Consider the following 17307-nt stretch of genomic DNA (forward strand, 5'->3'; position numbering starts at 1 on the left):
TAGTGGGGTGCCGCCTGATCGTTGCGAGCGGGTGCGGGTGGCCTGTGGCTCGTCGCGCGGTTCCCCGCGCCCCTTCGGGGGCGGGCCGTACTAGAGCAGGTCCTTGAGATGCTCGGCGAGGAGGTCCCACCGCCACTTCTCCTCGACCCACGCGCGGCCCCGCTCCCCCATCCTGCGGCGCAGCTCCGCGTCGCCGAGGAGGGTGGTGATGCGCTCGGCCGCCTCCTCCGGGGAGCCGCCGCGCACCACCCAGCCGGTCTCGCCGTCCAGGACCGCGTCCGGGGCGCCGCCCGAGTCGCCGGCGACGACCGGGAGGCCCGTCGCGGAGGCCTCCAGGTAGACGATGCCGAGGCCCTCGACGTCCAGACCGCCCCGGCGGGTGCGGCAGGGCATAGCGAAGACGTCGCCGGCGCCGTAGTGGGCGGGCAGCTCGGACCAGGGGACGGCGCCGGTGAAGCGGACCGAGGCGGCGACGCCGGTCTCGTGCGCGAGCCGCCGCAGGTCCCTCTCGTACGGGCCGCCGCCGACGATCAGCAGCACGGCGTCCGGCTCCGCCGCGAGGATCCTGGGCATGGCCTGGATCAGGGTGTCCTGGCCCTTGCGCCGGACCAGGCGGGAGACACAGACCACGACCGGCCGGTCCGTGAGGCCGAGGCGGGCCCGGATCTCCGCGCCGCCCGAGCCGGGGTGGAAGGTCTTCTCGTCGACGCCCGGCGGCAGCTGGACCATGCGTGCGGCCGCCTCGGGCGTCAGGGCGGTGGCGATCCGCGAGCGCGTGTACTCGCCGAGGTAGGTGATCGTGTCCGTGGCGTCCCCGATGCGGCGCAGCAGCCGGCGGGCGGCGGGCAGTTGCGCCCAGCCGGCCTCGTGGCCGTGGGTGGTGGCCACCAGCCGCTCGGCGCCCGCGGCGCGCAGGGCCGGTGCCATCAGCCCCAGCGGGGCCGCCGCCCCGAACCACACCGCGGTGCAGCCGTGCTCGCGGAGCAGTCCGACGGCCCGCCGGGTGGCGCCCGGCGTCGGCAGCAGCATGGTCGTCCGGTCGCGCACGACGGTGAAGGGCTGCTCGGCGTCGAACGCGCGGGTCGCCTCGACGCCCTCCCGGCTCCGCTTCCAGGTCGAGGCGTAGACGACCAGCTCCCGCGGGTCCAGCCGCAGCGCCATGTTGTGCAGGAACGCCTGGATGCCGCCGGGCCGGGGCGGGAAGTCGTTGGTCACGATCAGGGTCTTGCGCACGCCGCCGACCCTATCGAACGGCCCCTCGCGGCCCGGCCCGGCGGCACGTATGGCACGCTCACAGCTGACGGGCCCATCATGGCCCTCTCGGCACGCGGGCGAACGGGCAGGGATCAGGTGGAGACGACGGGCACGCGGCGGTCCCTGGCATGGCTGCCGGTGGTCTGGTGTCTCACGAGGCTGACGCTGCTGCTGTTCGTACTGAAGGTGTACGTCTTCCCCGGCCCGGACGTCACCAGCGACGTGCAGGTGATCTACCAGGGCTGGTACGGCGTCCTGCGCAGCGGAACGTTCCCGCTGCAGGACGTCACCTGGCAGTACCCGCCGGCCGCCGCGCTGGCGATCCTCTCCCCCGGCCTGCTGCCCTTCCTGGACTACGCGACGGCGTTCTTCGTCCTCGCCTGCGTCACCGACCTGGCCGTGCTGGCGCTCCTGGCGTACGCGGGGAGCCGCCCGGGCCGGTCACCGCGCGGCGCCTGGGTGTGGGTGATCGGTGTGCCGCTGCTCGGGCCGACGGTGTACGCCCGCTACGACGTGATGGTCACGGCGGTGGCGGTGGCGGCGCTGCTCGCGGGCGCCCGGCATCCGAGGGCGATGGGGGCCCTGGTGGCGTTCGGTGCCCTGCTGAAGGTCTGGCCGGCGATGCTGCTGCTGGCCGCCCGCTGCCGCGGCGCCTGGGTGTCGGCCGCGGTGACCGGGGCCGTGGTGGCGGGCGGGTTCGCGCTGGCCATGCCGGGCGCCTTCGCCTTCCTGACGTCCCAGCGCGACCGGGGCACCGAGGTGGAGTCGCTGGGCGCGCTGGTCTTCCACGTGGCCCGGCACTTCGGCTGGCAGGGCGAGGTGAGGCTGAACTACGGCTCGATCGAGTTCCTCGGGCCGTACGTGCCGGAGGTGAGCACGGGCGCGCTGTTCCTGACGGGTGCGGCGTTCGGCTGGCTGGTGCTGTGGCGGCTGCTGGCCCGGCGCTTCGAGGAGCACACGCTGGCCGACGCGGCCTTCGTGGCGGTGCTGATGTTCACCACCACCAGCCGCGTGATCAGCCCCCAGTACATGGTGTGGCTGGTCGGCCTGGCGGCGGTGTGCCTGTGCTTCCCGGGCAGCCGGATGCGGGTGCCGGTCGCGCTGGTGCTGGTGGCGTGCTTCGTGACGGTGCTGGAGTTCCCGCTGTACTTCGGCAGTGTGGTCGCCAGCGACGGCCTCGGCCTGACGCTGCTGTTCCTGCGCAACGGCCTGCTGGTGGCCGCCGCCCTGACCGCGGCCCGGGCCCTGTGGCGGGCGACGGTCCCCGGCACGGCCCCGGCCCCCCGGCCCGCTCACCCGGCCCGCACCGACGAGAGCCCCGTCTCCTCCTGAACCGGGGACCGCCGGACCAGCGGCACGGCCTGCCGCCCGCTCTCCCGCCGTCCCTCCGGGCCGCTCCTCGCGTCCGGCTCACAGCCCCGACCGGCCCGCCCGCAGGACGGCGCGCCTCAGTCCAGGTGCGTGCGCAGGTATCCCCGCCACTGCTCCGTGAAGGCCTCCGGCGTGGTCCCCAGGACCTCGCGCATGGCGGCCTCCACCGCGCCGGGGCGCTTCTCGTGCTCCCCCACGGCCCGGTAGAACGCGCGCAGCCGTGACTCGCCCCAGCGGTCGGCGATCATGCGGCACGCCGTCCAGCCGCTCTCGTAGGCCCGGGCCAGCCGGCTCGCGTCGCCGGTGAAGCCGAAGTCCTGGTCGGAGGGGAGCGCCCGCGGGAGGCGGTTCCGGTCCACGGCGCGGGTCAGTTCGGGGGCGGCCTCGGCGGGCGTGCGGCCGACGGAGCGGTAGCCGACCCAGTCGGCGAAGCCCTCCGACAGCCACAGCGGCGTGGCCGCGGTGGTCCGGGAGCGGGTGGCGACGTGGGTGGTCTCGTGGGTGACGACGACCTGCTCGCCGAGACCGCCGAGGAGGGCGAACGCGTCCGGGTTGACGATGATCCGGTCCGCCGGCGCCCGGGCCGGGGCCCCGGTCTCGCCGGTCGTGACGGCCGCGATGCCCCGGTAGGAGGAGGCGGGCGAGCCGAGCAGCCCGGCCATCCCCTCCAGCGACTTCGGTACGAGCACGACGACGCGCCGGCTCCACTGCGCGCCCCACGCGTCCGACACGGCCGGCACCGCCCGGTCGGCCAGGTCGGCGAAGCCGCGCAGGGAGCGCTCGGACTGCCCGACGCCGAGGACGAGGCTGTGCGCACCCCGCACGATCCGCACCGTCCCCTGGTCCCACAACTGCTGCGCGGACTTCTTCGCGGGCCGGTCGTCGACGACGGACCACCGTCCGCCGGCGTCCCGGCTCAGCCGCAGGGTGCGCCCGGCGGTCACCGGCGCACTGTCGTACCCCGCGACGCTGTAGCGCAGTTCGGCGTCGGCGGTGGCCGTGTCGCCGTTGCGGCGCAGCGCGGTCACGCGGTAGGACCAGTCCGCGACGGGCACGGCCCGCAGCCGGCCGAAGTCGCTCCCGGCGCCCGTGCGCGCGTAGGCCCGCTCGTCCCGGTCGACGACGGCCGCGGCGCGCCGGTCCAGCAGCCGCTGGACGTCGGCCGTGGCCCTGTCGGTCGCGGACGGCCCGCCGCATCCCACGAGGGCGGCGAGCAGCAGCACCAGCGCCACCACCCCGGAGCCCCACCGTCGACCGGCCACGTTCCCGAGGATACGTGCGTGGGGCCGCGCCGGTCAGACCCTGGTGACCGACGAGACCGGCATCATCCCGACCGGGTCGTAGCGCACGGGCGCGCCGGGGTAGGGCGCGTGGATGACCTGGCCGTTGCCCATGTACATCCCGACGTGGCTGGCGTCGGACCGGTAGACGACCAGGTCGCCGGGGCGCGCCTCGGACAGCGGGACCTGCCGGCCGGCGAACCGCTGGGCCTGTGAGGTGCGCGGCAGGGAGACCCCGGCCTGCGCGTACGACCACTGCATGAGGCCCGAACAGTCGAAGCCGGTGGGCCCGTTGGCGCCCCACACGTAGGGCTTGCCGAGGGCGCTGCGGGCGGCGGCGACGGCGGCGGCCCCGCGGCCCGAGGCGGCGCCGGCGCCACCGGGGTCGGGCAGGTCGCCGCGGCCGGCGCGGGAGGCCCGGCCGTAGGCGTCGCGCTCGGCGTCGGGCAGGGAGTTGAGCAGCCGCCGCGCCGAGGCGAGCTTGCGCTCCACGGTCTTCTTGTGGGCGGCGACGGCCTTGCGGCTCCGCTCCAGTTCACGGAGCTTGTCCGCGGTCTCCTCGCGGTCCTGGGCGAGTTCGCGCATGGCGTGCTGGAGTTCCTTCAGTTCGCCGGCCTGGTGGGCGGTGACGCGGTCGAGCCGGGACGCCTTGTCGAGGTAGTCGTCCGGGTCGTCGGAGAACAGCAGTGCCACGGCCGGGTCGATGCCGCCCGAGCGGTACTGGGCGCCGGCGAGCGAACCGAGGGACTCCCGCAGGGAGTTGATGCGCTGCTGCTGCCGGGCGATGCGGTCCCGGGCGGTGCCGACCTCCTCGCGCAGCGCGTCGGCGCGCTCGTCGGCCTCGTTGTAGGCCTCGGTCGCCTTCTCGGCCTGCTCGTAGAGCCGGTCCACCGCGGCCCGGGTGTCGTCGTGCGGTGCGGCCGCGGCCGGTACCGCGCCCAGGGCGGCGGCCGCGACGGACAGCAGGCCGACCGCGACGGTGGCGCCCCGGTCGAACCCGGACGGTGCAAGGCGGCGATGGGACCCCACGGGAAGCCGCTCTCCTTCCGCTGGCGGACTTGGAACGCGGCAGACAGTAGCCCCGTGACCGGGGGCCGCCAACGACCATCCGTGGGTATGCGGCAGGACGCCCCGCCGCTGACGCAGGTCACCGGCGGGGCGGGGGCTCACCCGGGGCTGTCGCGATTCGCCCGAACGGCGGACACGGCGTCCCGGTGGGGAGGAGGTTGGAGGGCCGGGATCAGACCCGGACGCCGAACATGAAGGGGCCGCCGATGGTGTTCATCGACTCGTAGCGGACGACCGTGCCGGTGCGCGGGGCGTGGATGATCTGCCCGTTGCCGGCGTAGAGGCCGACGTGGTGCAGGTCGTTGAAGAAGAAGACCAGGTCCCCGACCTTGAGCTGGCTGACCGAGTAGATCTTGGTGCCGATCGTGGTCTGCGCCTCGGAGGTGCGCGGGATCTGCACGCCGGCGGCCGCGTAGGCCCGGGAGGTGAGGCCGGAGCAGTCGTAGGAGCTCATGCCGGTGGCGCCGTAGACGTAGGGCTTGCCGAGCTGGCTCTGGGCGAAGGCGAAGGCGGCGGCGGCGCGGCCGGAGCCGGGCGGGACGTCGGCGGTGAGGGCGTCGCGCTCGCTGGTCCGGCTGGCGCGGTCCTCCTGCTCGGCCAGCTTGGCCTTCTCGGCGGCGGAGAGGCTGTTGAGCAGCTTCTGCGCGGAGGCGAGCTTGCCCTGGACCTCCTTCTTCTTCTTGCCCAGCTCGGCGCGGGTGGAGGCGAGGTCCTTGAGCTTCTCGGAGGCCTCGGCGCGCTCCTGGGCGAGTTCGCGCTGCTTCTCCTGGACCTTCTTCAGCGCCTCGACCTGCTGGCTGCTCAACTGGTCGAGCGTGGAGGCCTTGTCGAGGTAGTCGTCCGGGTCCGAGGAGAGGAAGAGCTGGACCGAGGGGTCGATGCTGCCGGTGCGGTACTGCGAGGCGGCGGCGAGACCGAGACTGTCGCGCAGCTCGTTGAGCTCCTCCTGGCCGCGGGCGACGTTGTCCTGGATGGTGGAGATCTCCTTCTGGAGCTTCTCCTGCTTCTCCTTGGCCCCGTTGTACTTCTCGGTGGCCTGCTCGGCCTCCTCGTAGAGCTTGTCGACCTTGGCCTTGACCTCGTCCTTGCTCGGCTTCTCGCTGGGGGCAGCGTTGGCGGCCTGCGAGCTGAAGGCGACGGCAGCGGCGGCGGCGGTGGTCAGCACGGTCACACGTGCGCGGCTGGGCTGCTTGGGACGACGGTGGGACGCCACGGGTGAAAAGCTCCTTCTTGGCCCCTCCGCCGTCTCTCCCGATGAGTGATCACCCGAGCGGAGGTTCGGGGCCTGACCCTAGTGACCTTCCTGTGATCAGTTCAAATCCTCAGATGAAAAATCACGTCACGGTAGGCCATCTTTTCCTCTGGACTCACAGGTGGTGAGACGCACTTGACTCACCGTGGCTCACCGGTCCCGTCAATCCGGGCATCACGGCCGGAGGTTACGCGGGGGACGTACGTCTCCTAAGCCCTCGAAAGCCGCTTCAGCAGCATCGCCGAGGCGACCGGCCGGGCCCCGGCGCGGGCCACGCCGTCGGCGACCTCGCGGTCGGTGGAGGCCACGATGACCGGGCGGCCCGGCGGCTCGGCGCGCACCAGCTGGCGGATGAGCTCGTCGGCGGTGACGCCGGGCTTCGAGAACAGCACACGGACCCCGCGCGGCGGCGCGAGCAGCACCGGCGCGGCCAGTTCGGCGCCGTCGAAGACGCAGGTGACCTCCGCCCCGCTCTGCGCGGCCAGTTGGGAGAGCTGCCCGAGCAGCCGCAGGCGCTGCTTCTCCAGCGGCATCTGCGGATAGCCGGTCTTGGTGACGTTGTAGCCGTCGACGACCAGGTGGGCCTGCGGCAGCGCGAGCAGCTGGTCGAGGACCTGCGGGTCGTTCTCCGACAGGGCGCGCGCGGCGATGTCCTTCGGGGTCATGCGGCCCGGCTCGACGGCGTCGACGGTCTCGGCGGGCCGCACCGACACCGGCGGCAGGGCGAGTTCGCGGCGCAGCCCCTGGGTGGCGTCCAGCAGCGTGTCCAGCAGCAGCCTCACCCGCATGTCCTCGACGCTGCGCCCCTCCCGGGCGGCGCGCCGGGCGGCCTCCAGGGCGGCCTCGGTCTCGCCCAGCCGGGCCTTGAGCCGCCGGCTCTCGCTCTCGGCGGCGGAGACCTGGGCGTGCGCGTCGGCGCGGACGGCCTCGATCTCGCCGTGCGCCTTGCGCAGGGCGGCCTCGCCCCGCTTGACGTCACTGAGGGCGGCGCGGAGCTTGCGGTGCAGGGCCTCGGTCTCCTTCTTGGCCGAATCCAGCTCCGCGCGCAGCCGCTCGGTCTCGGCCCGGGTGTGGTCGCGGGCCCGGTCGAGCTCGGCGCGCAGCCGCTCCAGCTCCGCCCGGTTCTCCTCGTCGGCGCGCTCGGCGTCGGCCCGCTGGGCCTCCTCGCCGGCGGCGGTCACCAGCTTCACCCAGCCCGGCGGCCGGAGCACGTAGGCCGCGGCCGCCACGTCGAGCGGGTCCGCGGCCGGGGGCGGGGAGCCGGAGTCGAGGGCGCCGGTCAGTTCCGGCTGGGTCTCTCTGAGCTTCTCCCCGATGCGCTGCCGGAACAGCGGGTCGGTCTCCAGCGCCGCGGCCATGGCGTTGCCGGCGAACTTGGCCCGGCGGTTCGGGGCGAACCGCGCGTACTGCCGCAGCTGCGCGGGCAGCTCGCCGACCGTCAGCGAGCCGAAGCCGTCCGAGACGATCTGCACGACCCTGCGGCGCACGCCGTCGGGCAGCGGACGGTCGAGCACCTCGGCGGCGCCGTCGCCCGGCCCCCCGCCCGTGGTCTCCGCCATCCGTCACACCCCAATGCTGTGCGGGGCCCGCTCCTGTCAGGAGCCGGCACCCGGCCTGTCCACGAGTTCCACCTGGTCCACCGCGTTGCACCAGCGGCAGCGCACCGACTCGATGGTCTCACTGAGCACCTCGCGCTCCTCGACCTTGGGCTCTCCGGCCAGGTCCAGGTGGACGTACTCGACGACCTTGGACGAGCGGGTCACGTCGAACCTCGTGAGGTTGCCGCAGAGGGTGCAGCGCCACCGCGTCGAGGCGGTCGGCAGGGGAACCGTCATCGTGACCTGTTCTCTTTCCTTCTAGTGTCCGTGACGCGACCGGCGTCCCCGGTGCGTGTGGTCCGTAACCCTACGGCCTGGCGGGTGCTCGCCGCCCGCGTGTCCACGGCGGCGAGGCGGTCTGTGCGGTTGCGTCCGGTTACGTCATGCTCTGTAGCCATGATCAGCAAGTGGAGCGCGTCGATCGTCCGGGGCGGCAGAGCGGTCAGGGGGTCGTCGGCGCCGGTGACGTACGCGCTGATCGCCCTGTGCTGCGCGGTCTTCCTGGCGGGACCCGCCTCGGGCCTGAATCCGGCGTACGGCACGGGCGACGAGCTGCTCGCGGCGCAGCGGGCCTACTTCCGGCGCTGGGGCGTGATCCCCGCAGAACTGTTCGACGGTTCCGGGGGCTCGCCCCTCACCCCGGCGACGGCCCTGTTCGTCCACGGCAGCTGGGTGCACCTGCTCGGCAACATGCTCTTCCTCTACGTCTTCGGCGCGATGACCGAGGAACGGATGGGCCGCGTGCAGTTCACCCTCTTCTACGTCGGCTGCGGCTACCTGGCCCTGCTGGGCTACGCCGTCGCCTACGCGGACTCCGGGCAGTCCCTGGTCGGTGCCTCGGGAGCGATCTCGGCGGTCCTCGGCGCGTTCCTCTACCTGTTCCCCCGGGCCCGGGTGACCAGTCTCCTGCCGTTCCTGTTCTTCCTGCCGGTGCGTTTCCCGGCGTGGATCGTGCTGCCGTTCTGGGCGGCCCTGCAGTGGCTGGCGGCGGAGCGGGCCCCGGCCGGGCCGGGGGTGGCCTACCTGGCCCACCTCATCGGTTTCGGTCTGGGCTTCGGCTACGCCTCCGTCCGCTACGGCCGTCCGACCGGCCCTACTAGAGTGAAGGCCGCCCCTGCTCCGGCCCCCGAGGGAGAGAACCAGCCGTGATCACCGCGATCGTCCTGATCAAGACCAGCGTGGACCGGATCCCCGAGATCGCCGAGTCGATCGCGGCGCTGGACAACGTCAGCGAGGTCTTCTCCGTCACCGGCACCTACGACCTGATCGCGATGGTCCGGGTCAAGGAGCACGAGGACCTGGCCGAGGTCATCCCCGGCCGGATCAGCAAGATCCCCGGGGTGGAGGGCACGGACACGCACGTGGCCTTCCGCACGTACTCGCAGCACGACCTGGAGGCGGCGTTCGCGCTCGGCCTCGACAACTGAGCGGCGCCCCCGGGCGCGGAGGATGAAGAGTTCTTCATCCGGGCTTCATCCCGCTCCCCGGCTCGCGTCCGCAGGATCGGGCGCATGGCCTTCTCCCGTCGTATGGCGGCCCTGTCCGCCGTCGTGCTGATCCCGCTGGGCATCGCCGCCACCAGCTACGCCCTGGCGGACCGCCCCGAGGCGCCCCGGGTGCCCTCCCAGCAGGTGGAGCTAGACCGCGGCACGCCCACGCCCGCCCCCACGCTCCGGCCTTCCTCGACGCCCGCGCCCGCCGGGTCCGCCCCGGGCGACGAGGTGGTCTCGCGGCCCCCGGTGACCGACAGCTCAGCGAGTGACGATGATGACGACGACCGCGGCCGGGGCACCGGAGACGACGGACCGGGCGACGACGACGGTCCCGGATCCGACGGCTGACCCCGGCCGCCGGCGGATCTCCGCCCGGGTCCGGATCCTGCTGTGGCTGCTGCTGGTGATGGCGGTCGCGCTCGCCTCGGTGGCCATGACCACCCGCTCCTACCTGCTGCGGGACGCCGACAACCGGGTCGACCGGCTGCTCACGCAGGAGACCGGCGAGTTCGCCAACTTCGAGGAGCGCGGCGGCGACCCGCAGACCGGGCTGCCGTTCACCGACGCGGACCGGCTGCTGACGGTCTTCCTGGAGCGGCAGTACCCGGACGCGGACGAGGAGCTCATCGGCCTGGTCCGCCGGGCGGGCGGCGGGCTCCGGCAGATCCGCCAGCCGCACGACCTGCCCGTCGCCCTGCCCCTGTACCGGGACCCCGAGGCCCGGCGCCGCATCTTCGACTCCCCCGAGCCCTCCGGTGTGCTGCTGCGGCCGCAGGGCGAGATCCGCTGGGCCAAGGTCACGGTGGCGCGGCCGGGCCGGGAGCCGGACGCCGCGTTCGTCGTCGCCTTCCACCCGCAGCGGGAGCAGACCCGCGTGAACACCGTGTTCCGCACGCTGCTGGTCATCTCCGGGGTCGCCCTGCTGCTGACCACCGGGATCGCCTGGGCGGTCGCCGGCCGGATCCTGCGGCCCGTGCGGGTGGTGCGCGCGGCCGCCGCGCAGCTGACCGAGCAGGACCTCACGCGCCGCATCCCGGTGCACGGCCACGACGACATAGCGGCCCTCGCCGAGACCTTCAACGGCATGCTGGACCGGCTGGAGCGGGCCTTCGCCGCGCAGCGCGAGTTCGTCGACGACGCCGGGCACGAGCTGCGCACGCCCATCACCATCGTGCGCGGCCACCTGGAGGTCATGGGCGACGACCCGGCCGAGCGCGAGGAGACGGTCCGGCTGGTCACCGACGAGCTGGACCGGATGAGCCGCATCGTCGAGGACCTGCTGCTGCTCGCCAAGGCCGAACGCCCCGACTTCGTCACGCCCGAGCCGGTCCAGGTCGCCGAACTGACCGCCGACGTCTACGTCAAGGCCCGCACCCTGGGCGAACGCGACTGGCGGCTCGACTCGGTCGCCGACCTGGCGGCCGAGCTGGACCCGCAGCGGATCACCCAGGCCATGGTGCAGCTCGCGCAGAACGCCGTGCAGCACACCACCACCGGCCAGACCATCCGCATCGGCTCCCGCGCCGACGGCCCGCACCTGGAGCTGTACGTGGCCGATTCCGGGCCCGGTGTGCAGCCCCAGGACACCGAGGTGATCTTCGAGCGCTTCCGGCGCGGCACGGCCCGCCGCGGCGCCCGGGGCTCCGGCGCCGGGCTCGGCCTGTCCATCGTCAAGGCGATCGCGGAGGGCCACCGGGGGCGGGTGCGGCTCACCGGGACGCCCGGCGGCGGCGCCACCTTCACCCTGGTGCTGCACGCACCCCCGACACCGGAAGGGGACCCCCCGTGAACCGCATCCTCATCGTCGAGGACGAGGAGCGCATCGCCTCCTTCGTGGAGAAGGGCCTGCGCTCCAACGGCTTCACCACGACGGTCGTCACCGACGGCGACGCGGGCTACGAGTACGCCCTGACCGGCGGCTTCGACCTCGTGGTGCTGGACATCGGGCTGCCCGGCCGGGACGGCTTCACGATCCTGCGCGAGCTGCGCGAGGCACGGGTGTCGGTGCCGGTGATCGTGCTGACCGCGCGGGACTCCGTGCGGGACACGGTGGCCGGTCTGGAGGGCGGCGCCGACGACTGGATGACCAAGCCGTTCCGGTTCGAGGAGCTGCTGGCGCGGGTGCGGCTGCGGCTGCGCACGGCGGCGCGGGCGCCGGAGGTGACGGTGCTCAGGTCGGGCTCCCTGAGCCTCGACCTGCGTACCCGGCGGGCCCGGTCCGGGGAGCGGACGGTCGATCTGACGGCGCGTGAGTTCGTGCTGCTGGAACTGTTCCTGCGCCATCCCGGCCAGGTGCTGTCGCGGGAGCAGATCCTGTCCCACGTGTGGGGGTACGACTTCGATCCGGGGTCCAACATCGTGGACGTGTACGTGCGGACGCTGCGGAAGAAGCTGGGGGCGGAGCGGGTGGAGACGGTGCGGGGGATGGGGTACCGGCTGCCGTAGTGCCGGGTGAGGCGCGGCACCTGAAAGTTCCTTCATGTGGACCTCATCGACGGCTCACCGCCCGGGAAGATCCTCGACGGTGTGACGCTGAACCTCCGCACCACCGCCGCCCTGTGCGTCGCCCTGTCCCTGTGCGCACTGCTCGCCGTGCCCACGAACTTCCCGGGGCTCGGCGCGGACGCACGGCTCACCCTCGTCGTGTTCGTCCTGGCGACCTGCGCCTGGATCGGCACGTCGATCGACGACACCTACATCGCGCTGGGCGCCGGGCTCGCGCTGACCGTGACCGGGGTGATCAGCAGCGACACCCTGTTCGGGACGCTCGGTGACGCCACGGTCTGGCTGCTGATCTGCGCCTTCGTGCTGGCGGCGGCGGTGAGCCGGACCGGGCTCGCCGGGCGGGCCGCGGTGTTCCTGGTCAGCGGGGCGCGCAGCGTGCGGCAGCTCGTGCACCTGACGACCGCCGCCCTGGTCGTCACGGCGTTCGCGGTGCCCGCCACCTCCGGCCGGGCCGCGCTCGCGCTGCCGGTGTTCCTCGCCCTGGCGAAGGTCCTCGCCGACCGCAAGCGACTGGTCGTGATGCTGGCGTTGCTGTTCCCGACCGTGATCCTTCTGTCGGCGGTGGCGACCCTGATCGGCGCGGGGGCGCATCTGATCACCGTGTCGGTGCTGTGGGAGACCACCGGGCAGCACATCGGCTTCACGCAGTGGCTGCTGCTGGGCCTGCCGCTGGCCGTGGTCTCCTCGCACCTGGCCGCCGAGGTCGTCCTGGTGACGACCACCCGGCGCGCGGACCGCCGCGGCCCGGTCAGCATCTCCCCCGAGCAGATCCAGGAGCACAGCGAGCAGCCGGTGACCGGCCCCTGGAGCCAGGCCGAGAAGCGCTGCGCCCTGCTGCTGGCCACCGTGGTGCTGCTGTGGTGCGGTGAGCCGCTGCACCGGGTGCCGCCGGCCCTGGTCGCGCTGATCGGCGCCGTCATCGCCTCCTCACCGGCCCTGGGCACCGTACGCCTGAAGGACGCGTTGAAGACCGTCCCCTGGTCCCTGCTGCTGTTCATGGCGGCGACGATGGCGATGGGCGTCGCGCTCGCCGACTCGGGCGCGGCGCGGTGGCTGGTGTCGGGGCTGCCGACGGACGCGGCCCCGGTGGTGTTCCTGGCGGTCGTGATCGCCGTGAGCACGGCGGCCCATCTGGTCCTGCAGTCCCGTTCGGCCCGCTCGTCGGTCCTGGTGCCGCTGGTCGTGGCCGCCGCCGTCGGCGTCGGGGTCAACCCGGTCGCCGCCGCCCTCGCCTCCACCGCCGCGGCGGGCTTCTGCCACACGCTGCCCGCCTCGGCCAAGCCGGTCACGCTGTTCGCGCAGCTCCCCGGCACGCCCACCTACACCCCGCGCGACCTGCTGCGCCTGTCCGCCGTGCTGGCCCCGCTGACCGCCGTGCTCGTCCTGCTGTTCGCCGTCGCGGTGTGGCCGCTGCTCGGCGTGTCCGTCACCCCTTGAGGAGTACTGCCGTGCTGAACCGTGTCGTCGTAGCCCCCAGCGGCTTCAAGGAGTCCCTGTCGGCCGAGGCCGCCGCCGACGCCATCGCGGCCGGTGTGCGCCGCGTGCTGCCCGGCGCCGCGATCGACCTCGTCCCGCTGGTGGACGGCGGCGAGGGCACGGCCCTGGCCCTGGCCGCCGCCACCGGGGGCAGGACCGTGAGCGTGCCCGCGACCGGGCCGCTCGGGGAGACCGTCGCCGCGCACTTCGCCCTGCTGGGTTCCGGGGACACGGCCGTGGTGGAGATGGCGGCCGTCGCGGGCCTGTCGCTGGTCCCGCGCGACCTGCGCGACCCGGGCGCGACCACCACGTACGGCGTCGGCCAACTGATCCGCGCCGCCCTGGACTCGGGCGTCCGGCGGATCCTCGTCGGCTGCGGCGACTCGGGCACCTCCGACGGCGGCGCGGGGGCGCTGCAGGCCCTCGGGGCCCGGTTGCTGGACGAGGGCGGCCGGGAACTGCCCCGGGGCGGACGGGAGCTGACCCGGCTGCACCGCGTCGACCCGACCGGCCTGGATCCCCGGTTGACGGACGTGGAACTCCTCGTCGCCTGCAACCCGTACAACGTGCTGTGCGGCGAGCGGGGCGTGGCCCGGGTCTTCGGACCGCAGAAGGGGGCGACGCCCGCGCAGGTGGAGGAGCTGTCGGCGGCCCTGGAGAACTGGGCGTTCGTCCTCACCCGGGACGCCGCCGTCCCGGGCACCGAACTGCGCTCCGGCCCGGGCACCGGCGCCTCCGGCGGTCTGGGGGCCGGACTCGCCGCCCTGGGCGCCCGGCTCCTGCCCCGCTTCGACGTGCTGCTGGACCACCTCGACCTGGACGCCCGGCTGGCCCGTGCCGACCTGGTCGTCACCGCCGAGGGCGCCCTGGACCACCAGACACCGCGCGGCAAGGTCCCGGCCGAGGTGGCCCGCCGGGCCAAGCTGTACGGACGCCCGGTGCTGGCCCTGGCCGGCACCCTCGGCGAGGGCGCCCACGAGGTGCCGGGCGTGGACGCCTGCCACGGCATCCTGCCCGCCCCGATGGAGCTGGCGGAGGCGCTGCTGCGGGCGAGCGAACTGCTCACCGACGCCACCGAACGGGCGCTGCGGATGATCGTCCTGGGCGCCCGGCTGCCCCTGGTCCGCGACGGTGCCGGTCACGCGGAGGTGTCCGGCACGCAACGGCCGTCCTCGGTGCGGTAGTTCCACTTCGCCCCGTCCGTCACCAGCTCGCGCACGGCCCGCACGAACCGCTCCACGTGCTCGTCGGGCGTGCCGGCGCCGAAGCTCACCCGGATGGCGTTGAGCGACCTCTCCCCCGGCTCGGCCTCCGGCGCCCCGCACTCGCCCTGCGCCTGCGGGTCGCCGCCGAGCAGCGTGCGCACCAGCGGGTGGGCGCAGAACAGCCCGTCCCGCACGCCGATGCCGTACTCGGCGGAGAGGGCGGCGGCGAAGTGGGAGCTGTTCCAGCCGTCGACGACGAAGGAGATCACGCCGACGCGCGGGGCGTCGTCCCCGAAGAGGGACAGGACCCGCACCTCGGGCACCCCGGCGAGCCCCGCGCGCACCTGCTCGATCAGGTACCGCTCGCGGGCGACCAGGGTGTCGAGGCCGGCCTCGGTGAGGGCCTTGCAGGCGGAGGCGATCGCGTAGGCGCCGATGACGTTCGGGGAGCCCGCCTCGTGCCGGGCGGCGCTCTCGTGCCACTCCACGTCCACGCCCCCGTCCGCACGCCGCGCGACCTTCCGGGAGGCGCCGCCGCCCGCGAGGTACGGCTCCGCCGCGCGCAGCCAGTCGGCCCGCCCGGCCAGGACGCCGGAGCCGAAGGGCGCGTACAGCTTGTGCCCGGAGAAGGCGACCCAGTCGACGTCGAGGCCGGTGACGGACACGGGGTGGTGCGGGGCCAGCTGGGCGGCGTCCAGCACGATCCGGGCGCCGTGGGCGTGCGCGGCGGCCGCGAGCTCCCGCACCGGCCACAGCTCGCCGGTGACGTTCGAGGCGCCGGTGACGCACACCAGGGCCGGCCCGCGGGGGTCCCGGTCGGCCAGCGCGCGCTCCAGGGTCTGGACGGCCTCGCGGTGGCTCCGCGGGGCGTCGAGGTACGTCACGCGGGCGCCGCGCCAGGGCAGCAGGGAGGCGTGGTGCTCGGTCTCGAAGACGAAGACCTGGCAGTCCCGCGGCAGGGCGGCGGCGAGGAGGTTGAGGGAGTCGGTGGTGGACCGGGTGAACACCACCTGGTCGCCGTCGCGGCAGTCGAGGAACCCGGCGACGGTCCGGCGGGCGTTCTCGAACAGCTCGGTCGACAGCTGCGACAGGTACCCGGCACCGCGGTGGACGCTGCCGTAGTACGGCGCGTAGGCGGCCACGTCGTCCCAGACCCGCTGGAGCGCCGGGGCGCTGGCGGCGTAGTCGAGCGCGGCGTAGGTGACCTCGCCGCCGGTCACCAGAGGCACGGTGACATCCCGCCCCAGAACGGGCAGCGGGGCACAAACGGACTGGTCTGCGGCAACGGTGGAGACGGACATCGGTGAACTCCCGTGAGATCAGGTGAATCCGCCCGCGAGCCCATGGGCTGCCAGCGGGGGTGGAGGAAGAAGGGATGCGGAGGCGGGGCTCTGCGGCCCTATCGCATTCGCTGACTCACAAAGAACTCCTCGACGACCAGGACCCCTGGTATCGCGAGGGGTCCGCGCTTGCCGCAGACCTCGCTGCCTGCGGCCCGGTCTTCACCCGGGGCACCCCGCCACGGACGGAGGGTTGCCGGACAGTCGGCCGGGGCCTCATGACTGTCACTCATGACCTGGCCAGGAACGTACGCCAAAAGATCGGCGCCCCGCAACCCGGGTCCGGATCGCGGGACGCCGCACGTCGTGCCCGGCTACGCGTTGCTGGCGGCCACCCACCGCTCCAGGGTCCGCTTGGCGGCCCCGGAGTCGATCGACTCCGCCGCCCTCGCCATGCCCGCGCCGATCTGCTCGGCCAGCGTGCCCGTGCCCGGCTCCAGCGCCACCAGCGCCGCCGCCGCGTTCAGCAGCACCGCGTCGCGCACCGGGCCCCGCTCGCCGTCCAGCAGGCGCCGGGCGACCTCGGCGTTGTAGGAGGCGTCCGCGCCGCGCAGGGCCTCCACCGGCACCAGTTCGAGGCCGACGTCGCGCGGGTCGAAGGCCTCCTCGGTCACCTTGCCGTCGCGCACGATCCAGACCCGGGAGGTGGCCGTGGTGGTCAGCTCGTCCAGACCGTCGTCGCCGCGGAAGACCAGGGAGGAGTGCCCGCGCCCGGCGAAGACCCCGGCGACGATCGGCGCCATGCGCGGGTCCGCCACGCCGACCGCCTGGGCCCGGACCTTCGCGGGGTTGGTCAGCGGGCCGAGGACGTTGAAGATCGTCCGGATGCCCAACTGGCCGCGCGCCGCGCCCGCGTACCGCATCGACGGGTGGAACTTCGCCGCGAAGCAGAAGGTGATCCCGGCCTCCTCGGCCACCGCGGCCACCCGGTGCGTCGGCAGCTCCAGGTTGACGCCGAGCTTCTCCAGGACGTCGGAGGCGCCGGACGCCGAGGACGCCGCGCGGTTGCCGTGCTTGACGACCTTCGCGCCCGTGCCGGCGACGACGATCGCCGACATGGTGGAGATGTTGACGGTCTTCGCCCCGTCGCCGCCGGTGCCGACGATGTCGACCGCCGGGCCCGGCACCTCGATGACGTTGGCGTGCGCGTACATCGCCCGGACGAACCCGGCGATCTCCTCGACCGTCTCGCCCTTGGCGCGCAGCGCCACCACGAACCCGGCGATCTGCGCGTCCGTCGCCTCGCCGCGCATGATCAGGTCCATCGCCCAGGCGGTGTCGTCCGCGGTCAGGTCCCGGCCTTCGAGCAGGCCGTTCAACAGCAGGGGCCAGGAGCGGCCCGCCGCGGTGTCGCCTCCAGCGGGGGTCACAGCGCTCATCAGCCGCTCCAGGGTCAGGCGTCCCGCACTGCGGGACGAGGGTCTCAACGAGGTCCACCCTATCCAGCCCCCGGGCACCGCGAAGG

At 73.9% G+C, this 17307-nt stretch carries 16 protein-coding genes and 1 riboswitch; of the genes, 8 read left to right on the forward strand and 8 right to left on the reverse strand.

Annotated elements, in window-relative coordinates:
* Nucleotides 1-90: 90 nt before the first annotated feature.
* Nucleotides 91-1233, reverse strand: coding sequence for a glycosyltransferase family 4 protein (locus tag AC07DA_RS10130; protein WP_479126367.1), 1143 nt, complete (start codon nt 1231-1233; stop codon nt 91-93).
* A 117-nt stretch (nt 1234-1350) separates the two neighbouring features.
* On the opposite strand from AC07DA_RS10130, the gene AC07DA_RS10135 reads away from it, so the two are divergent.
* Nucleotides 1351-2586, forward strand: coding sequence for a glycosyltransferase 87 family protein (locus tag AC07DA_RS10135; protein WP_479126369.1), 1236 nt, complete (start codon nt 1351-1353; stop codon nt 2584-2586).
* Nucleotides 2587-2702: 116 nt separating this feature from the next.
* On the opposite strand, the gene AC07DA_RS10140 is transcribed toward AC07DA_RS10135, so the two are convergent.
* The 5 genes from AC07DA_RS10140 to AC07DA_RS10160 form a co-directional block, all read right to left on the reverse strand.
* The gene (locus AC07DA_RS10140) at nt 2703-3887 is read right to left on the reverse strand and encodes a hypothetical protein (protein WP_479126371.1); all 1185 of its coding nucleotides are present in this window, start codon (nt 3885-3887) and stop codon (nt 2703-2705) included.
* 33 nt (nt 3888-3920) lie between these two features.
* A complete protein-coding gene (locus tag AC07DA_RS10145; RefSeq protein ID WP_479126373.1) occupies nt 3921-4934 on the reverse strand; it encodes a C40 family peptidase in 1014 nt (337 codons plus the stop codon).
* 211 nt (nt 4935-5145) lie between these two features.
* Nucleotides 5146-6186, reverse strand: coding sequence for a C40 family peptidase (locus tag AC07DA_RS10150; protein WP_479126375.1), 1041 nt, complete (start codon nt 6184-6186; stop codon nt 5146-5148).
* 248 nt (nt 6187-6434) lie between these two features.
* Nucleotides 6435-7784, reverse strand: coding sequence for an NYN domain-containing protein (locus AC07DA_RS10155; RefSeq protein ID WP_479126377.1), 1350 nt, complete (start codon nt 7782-7784; stop codon nt 6435-6437).
* A gap of 36 nt (nt 7785-7820) precedes the next feature.
* Nucleotides 7821-8060: a hypothetical protein gene (locus AC07DA_RS10160; protein WP_010048941.1), complete on the reverse strand. Its 240-nt coding sequence runs from the start codon at nt 8058-8060 to the stop codon at nt 7821-7823.
* A 159-nt stretch (nt 8061-8219) separates the two neighbouring features.
* Here AC07DA_RS10160 and AC07DA_RS10165 point away from each other — a divergent pair, with 159 nt between their 5' ends.
* The 7 genes from AC07DA_RS10165 (at nt 8220) to AC07DA_RS10195 (ending at nt 14481) form a co-directional block, all read left to right on the forward strand.
* On the forward strand, nt 8220-8972 hold the full coding sequence (locus AC07DA_RS10165) for a rhomboid family intramembrane serine protease (protein WP_479126380.1): 753 nt from the start codon (nt 8220-8222) through the stop codon (nt 8970-8972).
* Nucleotides 8969-9250: an Lrp/AsnC family transcriptional regulator gene (locus AC07DA_RS10170; RefSeq protein WP_479126382.1), complete on the forward strand. Its 282-nt coding sequence runs from the start codon at nt 8969-8971 to the stop codon at nt 9248-9250. The genes AC07DA_RS10165 and AC07DA_RS10170 overlap by 4 nt, the downstream gene beginning before the upstream one ends.
* Before the next feature lie 84 nt (nt 9251-9334).
* Nucleotides 9335-9664 (forward strand): small secreted hydrophilic protein, encoded by a 330-nt coding sequence (locus AC07DA_RS10175; protein WP_479126384.1) that lies wholly within the window; start codon nt 9335-9337, stop codon nt 9662-9664.
* The gene (locus tag AC07DA_RS10180; protein ID WP_479126717.1) at nt 9591-11105 is read left to right on the forward strand and encodes a sensor histidine kinase; all 1515 of its coding nucleotides are present in this window, start codon (nt 9591-9593) and stop codon (nt 11103-11105) included. The genes AC07DA_RS10175 and AC07DA_RS10180 overlap by 74 nt, the downstream gene beginning before the upstream one ends.
* A complete protein-coding gene (locus tag AC07DA_RS10185; RefSeq protein WP_062926395.1) occupies nt 11102-11761 on the forward strand; it encodes a response regulator transcription factor in 660 nt (219 codons plus the stop codon). The genes AC07DA_RS10180 and AC07DA_RS10185 overlap by 4 nt, the downstream gene beginning before the upstream one ends.
* An 81-nt stretch (nt 11762-11842) precedes the next feature.
* Complete coding sequence (locus AC07DA_RS10190; RefSeq protein WP_479126719.1) at nt 11843-13258, forward strand: SLC13 family permease; 1416 nt, start codon at nt 11843-11845, stop codon at nt 13256-13258.
* Between the two features lie 11 nt (nt 13259-13269).
* Complete coding sequence (locus AC07DA_RS10195; protein WP_479126386.1) at nt 13270-14481, forward strand: glycerate kinase; 1212 nt, start codon at nt 13270-13272, stop codon at nt 14479-14481.
* Here AC07DA_RS10195 and AC07DA_RS10200 read toward each other — a convergent pair.
* Nucleotides 14436-15803 carry an aminotransferase class V-fold PLP-dependent enzyme gene (locus tag AC07DA_RS10200; RefSeq protein ID WP_479126388.1) on the reverse strand — a complete coding sequence of 456 codons (1368 nt, stop codon included), beginning with the start codon at nt 15801-15803 and terminating at the stop codon, nt 14436-14438. The genes AC07DA_RS10195 and AC07DA_RS10200 overlap by 46 nt on opposite strands.
* A gap of 159 nt (nt 15804-15962) precedes the next feature.
* A riboswitch (SAM riboswitch) is annotated at nt 15963-16079 on the reverse strand.
* A gap of 77 nt (nt 16080-16156) precedes the next feature.
* Nucleotides 16157-17221, reverse strand: coding sequence for an anthranilate phosphoribosyltransferase (trpD, locus tag AC07DA_RS10205; protein WP_479126390.1), 1065 nt, complete (start codon nt 17219-17221; stop codon nt 16157-16159).
* Nucleotides 17222-17307: the final 86 nt, after the last annotated feature.

This window comes from Streptomyces sp. NPDC044921, assembly GCF_056432865.1.

What these genes read in the sequence shown, in the direction of transcription:
- AC07DA_RS10155 (WP_479126377.1), bottom strand. Translation starts at nt 7,784, where the DNA reads ATGGCGGAGACCACGGGCGGGGGGCCGGGCGACGGCGCCGCCGAGGTG.
- AC07DA_RS10160 (WP_010048941.1), bottom strand. Translation starts at nt 8,060, where the DNA reads ATGACGGTTCCCCTGCCGACCGCCTCGACGCGGTGGCGCTGCACCCTC.
- AC07DA_RS10165 (WP_479126380.1), top strand. Translation starts at nt 8,220, where the DNA reads ATGATCAGCAAGTGGAGCGCGTCGATCGTCCGGGGCGGCAGAGCGGTC.
- AC07DA_RS10175 (WP_479126384.1), top strand. Translation starts at nt 9,335, where the DNA reads ATGGCCTTCTCCCGTCGTATGGCGGCCCTGTCCGCCGTCGTGCTGATC.
- AC07DA_RS10180 (WP_479126717.1), top strand. Translation starts at nt 9,591, where the DNA reads ATGACGACGACCGCGGCCGGGGCACCGGAGACGACGGACCGGGCGACG.
- AC07DA_RS10200 (WP_479126388.1), bottom strand. Translation starts at nt 15,803, where the DNA reads ATGTCCGTCTCCACCGTTGCCGCAGACCAGTCCGTTTGTGCCCCGCTG.
- trpD (WP_479126390.1), bottom strand. Translation starts at nt 17,221, where the DNA reads ATGAGCGCTGTGACCCCCGCTGGAGGCGACACCGCGGCGGGCCGCTCC.